The sequence below is a fragment of the Streptococcus sp. 544 genome (assembly GCF_013277385.1).
In the GTDB taxonomy this organism is placed as follows: domain Bacteria; phylum Bacillota; class Bacilli; order Lactobacillales; family Streptococcaceae; genus Streptococcus; species Streptococcus mitis_BA.
This window is the reverse complement of sequence record NZ_VMMU01000006.1, coordinates 71520-83816: the sequence shown is the minus strand read 5'-3', so window position 1 is coordinate 83816 and position 12297 is coordinate 71520. Positions and strand designations below refer to the sequence as shown.

The window sequence follows — 12297 nt, the reverse complement described above, 5'->3', positions numbered from 1 at the left end:
CCCAGTCGAGTTTGCCTTCTATCAACATTAGTTCAATGAATTGTTGGCCATGATTTCATCAATAAAGCCATATTCAAGTGTTTCTTGAGCACTCATCCAGTTATCGCGTTCTGCATCTGCGTGGACTTTCTCGATTGACTGACTTGAATTTTCAGCCAAGATTTTTTCCAAGGTGTTACGAGTTTTAAGCAAGTGTTCTGCAGCAATCGCCATATCGGTTTGTTGAGTACCACCACCTGTACCACCCATTGGTTGGTGAATCATGTATTCAGCATTTGGAAGCATGAAACGCTTGCCTTTTGCCCCACTTGATGCAATGACCGTCCCCATAGATGCAGCCATTCCCATAACGATGGTTTGGACATCTGCCTTGATAAAGTTCATGGTATCAACGATTGCCAAACCAGCTGATACAGAACCACCAGGTGTATTGACATAAAGGTAAATATCTTTTGTACTATCTTGGGCATCTAAGAAAAGCAATTGGGCAATAACAGAGTTGGCCATGTTGTCTTCAACTGGACCTGTCAGCATAATGATGCGGTCTTTGAGAAGACGTGAGTAAATATCGTAGGAACGTTCTCCACGACTTGTTTGTTCAATAACGACAGGAATCATTCATTTCTCCTTTTGAGTTTTATTTTTGTTGGTCAAATGACTGAAGATAAGACTATTATAATATATTGGTCAAAAAAGGTCAAATTTTTGCTCTGTTTTCATTAGACAGAAACAAAAATCCAACCCCCTTTCATGACAGGAAATTCTTTTCCAAGTCAGTCTTCTTTTCGATCTTATTTCGTACCGAACAAGCGGTCCCCAGCATCTCCAAGACCTGGAACGATATAACCGTGTTCGTTCAAGCGTTCATCCAAGGCTGCTGTAAAGATTTCTACATCTGGATGAACTTCTTGAAGGGCTTTTACACCTTCTGGAGCAGATACAAGGCAGACAAATTTGATATTTGATGCGCCACGTTTTTTAAGTGAGTCAACGGCCAAGATTGCTGAACCACCTGTTGCCAACATTGGGTCTACGACAAAAATTTGACGTTGGTCAATGTCCTCAGGCAATTTCACCAAGTATTCAACTGGTTGAAGTGTTTCTTCATCACGGTACATACCGATGTGGCCAACTTTAGCAGCTGGAACCAAGCTCAAGAGACCATCAACCATCCCGATACCTGCACGCAAGATTGGAACAATGGCCAATTTCTTACCTGCCAATTGTTTTTGAACTGTTTTTGTAATTGGTGTTTCGATTTCTACATCTTCTAGTGGAAGATCACGAAGTACTTCATACCCCATCAACATTGCAATCTCATCTACTAGCTCACGAAAAGCTTTTGTAGAAGTATCTGTACGACGCAAGATTGACAATTTGTGTTGAATCAGCGGGTGATTAATAACTTCAATTTTTCCCATTTTTGGAATTCCTTCTTTCAATTTATTCTTCTCATTATACCAAAAAACGGTTTAAAAATCTTTCTAAACCATTTATTTTTGATAATTTTTACATTAAATCTGCCTCTTTAAGAGCTGTCTGTACTGTCTCAAGTGGTAAATGAGTCAATTCTGTTCCCTTTTCTTGATAAAGGTATTGGGCATAGTCGTCCATTCGGTACTGGTTGATATAAACCACGCGCTTGCAACCAACCTGCAATAATTGTTTGGTACAGTTGAGACAAGGAAAATGGGTCACATAGGCTGTAAAGCCTTTGGGAACACCACGCTCAGCACCTTGAAGGATAGCATTGACCTCAGCGTGAAGGGTGCGAACACAGTGGCCTTCGATGACCAGACATTCGTGGTCAATACAATGCTCAGTCCCTGACACCGAGCCATTGTAACCAGTGGAAATAACCTTATTATCTTTTACCAGAATCGCGCCCACTTTGGCACGTTTACAAGTGGAACGATTGGCAATTAGTAGGGCTTGGGCTGCAAAATACTCATCCCAGGCCAGTCTTTTTTCAGTCATCTCTTTTCTCCTATTTCTCTATTTTTTAAAAAATGGTAAACCTAAATCTGCAATCTTTTCAGCTGGTACCTTCATGCCATCCTTGATCCATTTTAAAAGGACTGAGACGATGGCTGAGCTCCAGAAGGAATGAAGATAAGAGCTGACACCTTTTGATTTCCCATGGTATTTTTCTAGAAATTCCTGCATGGCTTGGACAAAGATTTTTTCTAGATGGTAATCCAAGGCCAATTGAATCACTCTAACTTCCTTTCTGGCCTCCCGGAAAAGGTGAACCCAAACCAAATAAAGGTCTGTCTTTAAATCATAATGATGCAACTGTTCCATAATATTATGGACAGTTCGTTTAAAGACGCTTTCTAAAATCTCCTCTTTGGAATCATAATTGCGATAAAAGGCCGCACGCGAAACGCCTGCACGTTTGACCAATTCAGAAATACTAATCTTGGTCAAGTCCTTTTTTTCCAAGAGCTGTAAGAGGGCTGTTTCGATGGCTTCTCTAGTTAATAAATTGGATTCTTGATTTGATTTTCTGAGATTTTCAAGAGACTTTTCAGAGATTCTACGTTCAGACATAACATTTTCTTTCTACTTGTCACAACAGACGGATGAGGCTTTTGTTTCAAGGGTTTTCATGATATAATTGTAAAAAAAGACAGAACCTTTGTCAATGTATAACTGACAAAGATGGAGAATTTCTATGACTTGGAAGATTATTGCTGACTCTGGTTGTGATTATCGTCAACTGGAAACACCAGCTATTGACACGACCTTTGTGAGTGTTCCCTTAACCATTCAAGTAGCTGATCAGGTCTTTGTTGATGATGCCAGTCTTGACATTGACCAAATGATGGAAACCATGTATGCAACTGCAGAAGCTTCAAAATCAGCTTGTCCAAGCCCAGATGATTATTTGCGAGCATTTGAAGGAGCCAAAAACATTTTCCTAGTAACCATCACAGGTACTCTTTCTGGTAGTCACAATAGTGCTCAACTGGCTAAGAATATTTATCTGGAAGACCATCCTGACACTAAGATTCATGTGATTGATAGTTTGTCTGCTGGTGGGGAAGTTGACTTGCTCGTAGAAAAATTAAATGACTTGATTGACCAGGGACTATCTTTTGAAGAAGTGGTTGAAGCTATCACTGCCTATCAAGAAAGAACCAAGTTGCTCTTTGTCCTAGCCAAAGTCGATAACTTAGTGAAGAACGGCCGTTTGAGCAAGCTTATCGGTACGGTCGTTGGCCTTCTAAATATCCGTATGGTCGGAGAAGCTAGTGAAACTGGAACCCTTGAATTGCTACAAAAAGCAAGAGGAGCAAAGAAAGCGATTCAGGCAGCCTATGAAGAGTTAGTAAAAGCAGGATATACTGGTGGCCGTATCGTCATGGCCCAACGTAATAACGAGAAATGTTGTCAACAGCTCTCAGAGCGAATTCGCGAAACCTTCCCACAGGCGGATATTAAAATTCTCCCGACATCTGGTCTCTGCAGTTTCTATGCAGAAGATGGCGGTTTGTTGATGGGATATGAAATCAACTAAGATCATTAGCAACAAGAGATGTCGAGCATCTCTTGTTTTTTGTGGTACAATAGATCTATGAAACATTTTGATACTATTGTCATCGGTGGAGGGCCTGCGGGCATGATGGCTACCATTTCCAGTAGCTTTTATGGTCAGAAAACTCTTCTCATCGAAAAAAATCGGAAACTCGGAAAAAAATTAGCTGGTACTGGTGGTGGTCGTTGCAATGTAACCAACAATGGTAGTTTGGATGACCTGCTAGCTGGAATTCCTGGAAATGGACGCTTTTTATACAGTGTCTTCTCCCAGTTTGATAACCATGATATCATTAACTTTTTTACGGAAAATGGGGTTAAACTTAAAGTCGAGGACCACGGACGCGTCTTTCCTGCTAGTGACAAATCTCGAACCATTATCGAGGCCTTAGAAAAGAAAATCACTGAGCTAGGTGGTCAAGTTGCTACTCAAACAGAAATTGTTTCGGTTAAAAAAATCGGCGACCAGTTTGTCCTTAAGTCAGCTAACCAAGTCTTCACTTGTGAGAAACTCATTGTCACAACAGGTGGTAAATCCTATCCTTCTACTGGTTCAACTGGTTTTGGTCACGAGATTGCCCGCCATTTCAAACATACCATTACCGAACTTGAAGCCGCTGAAAGTCCTTTGTTGACAGATTTTCCACACAAGGCCTTGCAGGGAATTTCATTGGATGATGTGACCCTAAATTATGGCAAGCATGTTATCACTCACGATCTGCTCTTTACCCACTTTGGTTTGTCTGGCCCTGCTGCTCTGCGTATGTCCAGTTTTGTCAAGGGTGGGGAGGTTCTCTCGCTAGATGTTTTGCCTCAACTTTCTGAAAAGGACTTGGCGGTATTCCTAGAAGAAAATCGAGAAAAAGCTCTAAAAAATGCCTTAAAAACTTTGCTTCCAGAACGCTTGGCAGAATTTTTTGTACAAGGCTATCCAGAAAAAGTCAAACAGCTTACTGAAAAGGAACGAGAGCAACTTGTCCAGTCCATTAAAGGACTTAAAATTCCTGTAACTGGTAAAATGTCCCTCGCCAAGTCCTTTGTCACCAAAGGTGGCGTCAGTCTTAAGGAAATCAACCCTAAAACTCTGGAAAGTAAGCTGGTACCTGGCCTCCACTTTGCTGGCGAGGTCATGGATATCAACGCCCACACAGGTGGCTTTAACATCACTTCTGCCCTCTGTACTGGCTGGGTTGCGGGATCAAATCTAATCTAAATATACATTACTCAATGGAACAATCTACCCCAAAAGAAAGGAAGCCCTTTGGAACATATTATCTTGTTAAGGGGAGTTACTCCTAATGGAAAAAATGCTATCCCTAAAATGTCTTATCTAGTAGATATCTTGACAGAAGCTGGTTTTCAACAAGTTCGAACCTATATTCAAAGTGGAAATATTATTCTTGAAAGTAACTTAGCTCTCGAAGAAATACGAGAACAGGTTCATACTCTAATAAAGGAAAAGATTGGAGCCAATCTCAAAATAATCATTAAGAATAAGGATGATTTTGAAAACATTGTCCAAGAAAACCCGTTTGAAGAACACTATCTTTATGACCGTATACACGTGATTTTTTATCAAGAATCTATTCAAAGTCTCCCTTTGGAAAAATTGAAAATTGATTACGGTGAAGAAGAAATTTGTATCGGTAACCATTGTCTTTACCTCTATCTCCCTAGAACTGCAAAACAAAAGAAACTCCATACCAACTATCTTGAAAAGCTTTTTAATGTAGATTTGACCATGCGAAAACTAAATGTAGTAGAAAAATTATTAAGCAAGTAGTGCTTGAATTTAGTAAAAATCGGAAGATCACTCCTCCGATTTTATTTTGTCTGAGTTTGGACATAGTGAGCAATGACATCTGATGTGTACTGGGCTGTTCCAGGTCCAAATTTGTCAATGTTTTCCTTAAATTCTGGGTTATAGACGTAGCCTTTTCCAATATAACCAAAGACCTCGATAGAGCAGTCAAATCCATAAGTACGGATGGCTTGCAAGAGTTTGTCTGCTTCTTCTTGGTTTTCAGACGCTGTTATCGGTAGACCAGCTTGAAGATTTTGTGCCAAGGCTTGAAAAACTTGGTTGAAGGCAGTAGTAGCCTCGTCTTCGTGACCTTTCTGGCGCTCCAGCGCTTGATCCATGACTTCTTGTCCATATTTCTCTACCGCCTCTTGGTGGTATTTTTGATGGTCTTGGTAGTTAAATCCAGTGAATTTTTCCTCAATGCTCATTTCTCTTTCTCCTTTTTGTTCTTGAATGGTTTTCTGCAAGGTTGAAATCAAGGTATCCAGATGTTCCCTTTCTTGAGTCAAATAGTCCAACTGCCTAGTCAAATGAGGCAATAAATCTGTCCTTTCTTCCTTTAATAGCTCTGCTATTTTTTCTAAAGAAAAGCCTAGATATTTGTAGTAAAGAATGACCTGAAGTCGCTCCAAATCCTCCTGACTGTAGGTTCGATAGCCGTTTCCCGACTTTAAAGGAACTAAGAGTCCTATCTTATCGTAGTGGTGCAGGGTCTTGACAGAGACTCCCGAAAGCTGCGCAGCTTCTTTTATATGGTACATGATTTCCTCCTTACAATGATAGTATAACCCCTCCCCTTAGGTCAGAGTCAAGCGTTTTTGCGAATTTTTTTACTTTATCATAACATGAAAATGGTTTTCTTGACAGACCTTAGAAAACATGATAGGATAGTCAAGTCTATCAATCAAAAGAAACGCTCATTTTGAGTACTTATGAGGCTAGTTGCCAAGGGCAGTAGCTTTTTCTTTTGTAACACTAATTTTAGGAGTTTAACTATGTCTGAAAAATCGCAATGGGGTTCTAAATTGGGCTTTATCCTAGCATCTGCTGGTTCAGCCATCGGACTTGGTGCCGTTTGGAAATTCCCCTATATGACTGCTGCTAATGGCGGAGGAGGCTTTTTACTGGTCTTTCTCATCTCCACTATTCTAATAGGTTTCCCCCTTTTGCTTGCAGAATTTGCCCTCGGCCGAAGCGCTGGTGTCTCAGCAATCAAAACCTTTGGAAAACTAGGCAAGAATAGCAAGTACAACTTCATCGGTTGGATTGGTGCCTTTGCCCTCTTTATCCTCTTATCGTTTTACAGTGTTATTGGGGGATGGATTCTGGTTTATCTAGGCATTGAGTTTGGAAAATTGTTCCAACTTGGTGGAACGGGTGATTATGCTCAGTTATTTACTTCAATCATTTCAAATCCAGCCATTGCCCTAGGAGCTCAAGCAGCCTTTATCCTGTTGAATATCTTTATTGTATCACGTGGTGTTCAGAAAGGGATTGAAAGAGCATCCAAGATTATGATGCCCCTGCTCTTTATCATCTTTGTTATCATCATCGGGCGCTCTCTCAGTTTGCCAAATGCCATGGAAGGCGTTCTTTACTTCCTCAAACCAGACTTTTCAAAACTGACTAGTGCTGGTCTCCTCTATGCTCTGGGACAATCGTTCTTCGCCCTCTCACTAGGGGTTACAGCCATGCTGACCTACGCTTCCTACTTGGACAAGAAAACCAATCTTGTCCAATCAGGGATTTCCATTGTAGCCATGAATATCTCAGTATCCATCATGGCAGGTCTAGCCATTTTCCCAGCCATGTCAGCCTTCAATATCCAGTCTGAAGGGGGACCAAGCTTGCTCTTTATCGTCCTGCCTCAACTCTTTGACAAGATGCCTTTTGGAACCATTTTCTACATCCTCTTCCTCTTGCTCTTCCTCTTTGCGACAGTCACTTCTTCTGTCGTTATGCTGGAAATCAATGTGGGTAATATCACCAATCAGGACAACAGCAAGCGTGCCAAATGGAGTGTGATTTTGGGAATCTTGACCTTTGTCTTTGGAATTCCTTCGGCCCTATCCTATGGAGTTATGGCGGATGTTCACATCTTTGGGAAGACCTTCTTTGACGCTATGGACTTCTTGGTTTCCAATCTCCTTATGCCATTTGGAGCTCTCTGCCTTTCACTCTTTACTGGCTACATCTTTAAGAAGACACTTGCTATGGAGGAACTCCATCTCGATGAAAGAGCATGGAAACAGGGACTGTTCCAAGTATGGCTCTTCCTTCTTCGTTTCGTCATTCCAATTATCATCATCGTGGTTTTTATCGCCCAATTTATGTAATCAAAAAGGACTTGAGTAGTGAACTCAGGCCCTTTCTTTTTTATGGATGGCTAACAATCAATTCCAGACCTTGCCCTTCTAAGGTCCAAACTTCAACATCACTTGGTAGGATAAAGTGGCTGCCTTTTTGGATTGGATAGTTTTTTCCGTCAACAGTCAGTTGACCTTGACCAGCTAAGACACTCAATAAGCTGTAGTCAGCTGTCTTTTCGAAGTCAACTTCTCCAGTAATTTCCCACTTGTAAACTGCAAAGAAATCATTGGATACAAGGAGAGTGGAACGCAAATCATCAGCTTTGACAGTCACAGGACGGCTATTTGCTGGCTCACCAATGTTCAAGACATCAATGGATTTTTCAAGGTGAAGTTCACGCAAGTTGCCCTTGTCGTCCTTGCGGTCAAAGTCATAGACGCGATAGGTGGTGTCACTAGATTGTTGGGTTTCAAGAATCAAGATACCTGCACCGATAGCATGCATGGTCCCACTTGGCACATAGAAGAAATCTCCAGCCTTAACAGGGACTTTTGTTAATAGACCATCCCAGTTTTTAGCTTCGATTTGCTGACGGAGTTCTTCTTTTGACTTGGCATTGTGACCGTAGATAATCTCTGAACCTTCATCCGCAGCGATGATGTACCAGCATTCTGTTTTCCCGAGTTCGCCCTCATGCTCGAGTCCGTAAGCATTGTCTGGGTGAACTTGGACACTGAGCCAGTCGTTGGCATCGAGAATTTTGGTCAACAGTGGAAATACAGGTTCTGGACGGTTGCCAAACAATTCACGGTGTTCCGCATACAAAGTAGCCAGGTTTGTGCCCTCGAAACGACCATTGGCAACTTTAGAGACGCCATTTGGATGGGCTGAGATAGCCCAGTATTCTCCGATTTTTTCACTTGGAATGTCGTAGCCAAACTCATCACGTAGCTTGGTACCACCCCAGATTTTTTCTTGCATAACTGATTGTAAAAATAATGGTTCTGACATCTTGGTCTCCTGTCTGATTTTTCTCCCCTCATTATAGCAAAAAAAGAGTTCGAATTGAACTCTTTTTAACATCTTATAAAGTAGGGAGAAGATTTTATAAAAATAGTAACGATATACTTTCTTCTTTGATAGAGACGAACATAAAAAACTCTCGTAAAGCTAGCTGTAACTGGACTTTTTCCCTCAACTCTCATTCAAAAATTACTTTAATGAAACATTTATTTTCATAAAAGAAAAAATCTGAAAGCAGTCTTCTTTTTAAATCAAAGCTGTGATAGCCGTTACTAAACCAAAAACGATACCTGGTGCATTAGCAGCTGCAAGTGGAATATCTCTTTCCTTCTTGAAAAGACCATAGTAAACCCAGAGACTACAGTTGATAGCTGCGACTAGGGGTTGAATGAAGTTGCCTTTTTGACCGGCAAGATTATTCATGATTTGTGGGAAATATGACACATACATCATAACAGACATAAATGTCGCTGCCCAGCCCAACACTTTCATTTGTTTTTCAGACATTTTCAAAACCTCTTTTATTCTTTTATACTTTCTATTTTATAATTTAATACAAAAACAAGCAAGAATTTAAGACTTTTATTATAAAAATGTAAACTATCACAGTCTTGTAATAAGAAACAGACCGGATTGCTCCGATCTGTTTGATCCATAAAATGTAAAAATGAATAGCTATTGTCAATCAATGGATGGACTGATTGATTGTCAGTAAGCCGTGGTTAATGATTGCTGCAATATCTTCAAGACCATGCAAAATAAAACTTCCTATAATCAGTCCTATAATAACTGAACAGATAATCATGGTCACACAGATTAGATAAATATCCTTTTTTTGCATCTCTTTCCTCCTACTATCTATTCATGGAGATATTTCAATCCCAAGTTCCAATGAAATAAGAAAATCCACTTACTACTGCTGTTTAATCATATTTCTCCTTTCCATATCAGTTTCATTTTCTACTGTTATATTTTTATTATAAGATTTTAGGAAAGCGCTGTCAACTATTTATATGCAATTTCTTTATATTAAAAAGACCGGATTGCTCCGATCTTTCAATAGTTCATATTCTCACATTCTGTTTTAAGAATAATTAAGGTTATCTTCAAATAACTAAGCCCCTTATTTCATACGATAAAAATCAATCACTAGACCAGCAGGACCTTTAACTAATAAGGACTCTGTTCCCCAATCGGTTACAGTTGGACCGTTTAAAACCTGGATACCAAGCTCGTTCAACCGTTTGTAGTTCTGGTCTACATCCTCAACCTCGATATGAAGAATGATTCCTGACTGAAAATCTTCCAAAGGAATCAAATGATTTTGTGACAACATCAGACAGTGACTGCCAATCGTAAACTGAGCAAAACCATCATCAGCATAATCGGACTTTTTATCCAAAATACGCTCCAAGTCAGCACAAACTTGAGGAACATCTGAAACGATAATATCTAATTGATTTAAATTCATTTACTATCCTCCATAAAAAGACCGGATTTCTCCGATCTTTTCAAGTTCTGCTCTATGAAAATCAAAGAATAAACAAGGTGAAACCAAGTTTGATGGCAAATATTTGCTCATCAAACTACGAAAAATCCTTTGGGACTTTTTCTAGGCTCCACACTAGATTCCATCATTGAAATTTATGGTTTCAATGATGGAATCGTCGGCAGTAAGCTAATAAAGAAGTCTATAAATTTATCTTTGATTTTCGACGAGAGGAATTATTTAATTGCGCGTGATTGCAATCCTTCTTCTTCCAAGAAGAGACGGAATGGTACGAGTTCTTCTGCTTCGTATTTTTCCTTGAAGGCTTTGATAGCTTCTTCTGAGTGAAGTTTTGGATCCAATTCAAGTACTTCTACTGGAAGTGGACGGTGTGGAGTGATGCGAGCATCGATCACAACAGTTTTACCTTCTTTGTTCAATTTAACAGCTTCTGCGACAACTGCATCGATGTCTTCGATACGGTCAACTGTAAATCCTACAGCACCTTGCGCTTCAGCGATTTTCGCATAGTCAGCATTAGAGAAGTCACAACCAAACAAGTGTTTGTTTGTGTCTTCGTATTTGTCCTTGATGAAGGCATATTTACCATTTGAGAAGACAACGTTGATAACTGGAAGGTCGTATTGAACGTTTGTGATAACGTCTGGGTAGCACATGTTGAATGCACCGTCACCCATGATGTTCCATACTTGGCGATCTGGATTGTCTTTCTTAGCAGCGATACCACCAGGAAGGGCAATACCCATTGTCGCAAAGAGTGGAGATGTACGCCACATGTTCTTAGGTGTCATGTGAAGGTGACGAGTAGATGTTTGAGTAGTGTCACCTACGTCGATTGAGTAGATAGCGTCTTGATCAGCATGTTTGTTGATTGCATTGTAAACTTGATACAATTGCAATTCACCCTCAGTTTTACCTTCGAGTTTGTTCATGTAATCACGCCAGTTTTGGTTGTTCTTAACGTTTGCACGCCACCATGGAGTAGATTCAACTGGGTTCACTTTGTCAAGGATAGCTTTGGCTGCTTGGCCTGCATCACCAAGGATTGAAGCGTCAAGGGCGTGACGTTTACCAAGTTTGTAAGGGTCAATATCGACTTGGATGAATTTTTCAGTGTTCTTGAATGCTTCGTAAACTTCAGCAAATGGGAAGTTTGAACCAAGGAAAAGAACTGTGTCTGCTTCAAAGACCACTTCGTTGGCTGGTTTCCAACCAACACGGTAAGCAGAACCTGTCAAACCTTCATAGTTCCATTCGAAAGCTTCAAAGTTTTTACCAGTTGTGATGATTGGTGCTTTGATTTTACGTGACAATTCAGTAATCACTTCACCAGCTTTAACACCACCGTAACCAGCATAGATAACTGGACGTTCAGCATTGTTCAAGATTTCAACAGCTTTGTCGATTTCAACTTCGTTCAAAGCAGGAGCGATAAATGAACGCTCGTATGAACCTGATCCATAGTATGAGTTTTCGTCGATTTCTTGGAAACCGAAGTTTACTGGGATTTCAACAACAGCTGGACCTTTTTTAGAAACTGCAGCACGGCAAGCTTCGTCGATTACTTTTGGCAATTGCTCAGCGTAAGCTACACGTTTGTTGTAAACAGCGATACCGTTGTACATTGGGTTTTGGTTCAATTCTTGGAAAGCATCCATGTTGAGTTCGTTAACTGGACGTGATCCAAGGATTGCTAGGAATGGAGTGTTATCCATAGCTGCATCGTAAACACCGTTAATCAAGTGAGTCGCACCTGGACCACCTGAACCAACTGCAACCCCGATTGAGCCACCGAATTTAGCTTGCATAACCGCTGCAAGAGCACCTGTTTCTTCGTGGCGAACTTGCAAGAAGCGGATATCTTTTTCTTCAGCCAAAGCGTCCATCAATGAGCTGAGTGTTCCTGATGGGATACCGTAGATTGTGTCTACGCCCCATGTTTTCAATACGTTAAGCATTGCTGCAGATGCAGTAATTTTCCCTTGAGTCATAGTGATAACTCTCCTTCAATTTTTTTAGACTTGGAGAATACGATTACATAGAATTGGAAACGTTCTCCAAACTTTTACTATTCCACTGTATCATATTTATGCTGACTTTTCTAAAAATC

14 protein-coding genes are annotated in these 12297 nt (G+C 40.4%); 4 read left to right on the top strand and 10 right to left on the bottom strand.

Translation table 11 applies throughout. From position 1 onward, the window contains the following. Positions 1–27: 27 nt before the first annotated feature. The 4 genes from clpP to HT728_RS03055 all read right to left on the bottom strand — a co-directional run bounded on the left by clpP (position 28) and on the right by HT728_RS03055 (position 2553). Positions 28–618: an ATP-dependent Clp protease proteolytic subunit ClpP gene (clpP, locus tag HT728_RS03070; RefSeq protein ID WP_173233717.1), complete on the bottom strand. Its 591-nt coding sequence runs from the start codon at positions 616–618 to the stop codon at positions 28–30. Between the two features lie 173 nt (positions 619–791). Further along, complete coding sequence (gene upp, locus HT728_RS03065) at positions 792–1421, bottom strand: uracil phosphoribosyltransferase (protein WP_173233715.1); 630 nt, start codon at positions 1419–1421, stop codon at positions 792–794. An 88-nt stretch (positions 1422–1509) separates the two neighbouring features. Next, a complete protein-coding gene (locus tag HT728_RS03060) occupies positions 1510–1977 on the bottom strand; it encodes a cytidine/deoxycytidylate deaminase family protein (protein ID WP_000136976.1) in 468 nt (155 codons plus the stop codon). A gap of 18 nt (positions 1978–1995) precedes the next feature. Further along, complete coding sequence (locus HT728_RS03055) at positions 1996–2553, bottom strand: TetR/AcrR family transcriptional regulator (RefSeq protein ID WP_173233713.1); 558 nt, start codon at positions 2551–2553, stop codon at positions 1996–1998. 124 nt (positions 2554–2677) lie between these two features. Between HT728_RS03055 and HT728_RS03050 the strand changes: the two genes are divergently transcribed. From HT728_RS03050 to HT728_RS03040, 3 genes are read left to right on the top strand one after another with little or no spacing between them, the layout of a single operon-like run. Beyond that, complete coding sequence (locus tag HT728_RS03050; protein WP_173233711.1) at positions 2678–3523, top strand: DegV family protein; 846 nt, start codon at positions 2678–2680, stop codon at positions 3521–3523. A 57-nt stretch (positions 3524–3580) separates the two neighbouring features. After that, positions 3581–4753 (top strand): NAD(P)/FAD-dependent oxidoreductase, encoded by a 1173-nt coding sequence (locus tag HT728_RS03045; protein ID WP_173233709.1) that lies wholly within the window; start codon positions 3581–3583, stop codon positions 4751–4753. Positions 4754–4801: 48 nt separating this feature from the next. After that, a complete protein-coding gene (locus HT728_RS03040; RefSeq protein ID WP_173233707.1) occupies positions 4802–5323 on the top strand; it encodes a DUF1697 domain-containing protein in 522 nt (173 codons plus the stop codon). 41 nt (positions 5324–5364) lie between these two features. Here HT728_RS03040 and HT728_RS03035 read toward each other — a convergent pair whose 3' ends face one another. Beyond that, positions 5365–6105 carry a MerR family transcriptional regulator gene (locus tag HT728_RS03035; protein WP_173233705.1) on the bottom strand — a complete coding sequence of 247 codons (741 nt, stop codon included), beginning with the start codon at positions 6103–6105 and terminating at the stop codon, positions 5365–5367. A gap of 234 nt (positions 6106–6339) precedes the next feature. Between HT728_RS03035 and HT728_RS03030 the strand changes: the two genes are divergently transcribed. Next, a complete protein-coding gene (locus tag HT728_RS03030) occupies positions 6340–7680 on the top strand; it encodes a sodium-dependent transporter (protein ID WP_173233703.1) in 1341 nt (446 codons plus the stop codon). Between the two features lie 40 nt (positions 7681–7720). On the opposite strand, the gene manA is transcribed toward HT728_RS03030, so the two are convergent. From manA to spxB, 5 genes are all read right to left on the bottom strand, one after another. Continuing rightward, entirely contained in the window at positions 7721–8665 is a 945-nt protein-coding gene (gene manA / locus HT728_RS03025; protein ID WP_173233701.1) for a mannose-6-phosphate isomerase, class I, read from the bottom strand. 258 nt (positions 8666–8923) lie between these two features. Beyond that, positions 8924–9184, bottom strand: a complete 261-nt coding sequence (locus HT728_RS03020) for a SemiSWEET family transporter (RefSeq protein WP_004261618.1) — start codon at positions 9182–9184, stop codon at positions 8924–8926. A 178-nt stretch (positions 9185–9362) separates the two neighbouring features. Continuing rightward, the gene (locus HT728_RS03015; RefSeq protein WP_173233699.1) at positions 9363–9518 is read right to left on the bottom strand and encodes a hypothetical protein; all 156 of its coding nucleotides are present in this window, start codon (positions 9516–9518) and stop codon (positions 9363–9365) included. Positions 9519–9800: 282 nt separating this feature from the next. Continuing rightward, positions 9801–10148: a VOC family protein gene (locus HT728_RS03010; protein ID WP_173233697.1), complete on the bottom strand. Its 348-nt coding sequence runs from the start codon at positions 10146–10148 to the stop codon at positions 9801–9803. Positions 10149–10402: 254 nt separating this feature from the next. Further along, positions 10403–12178, bottom strand: a complete 1776-nt coding sequence (spxB, locus tag HT728_RS03005; protein ID WP_050390073.1) for a pyruvate oxidase — start codon at positions 12176–12178, stop codon at positions 10403–10405. Positions 12179–12297: the final 119 nt, after the last annotated feature.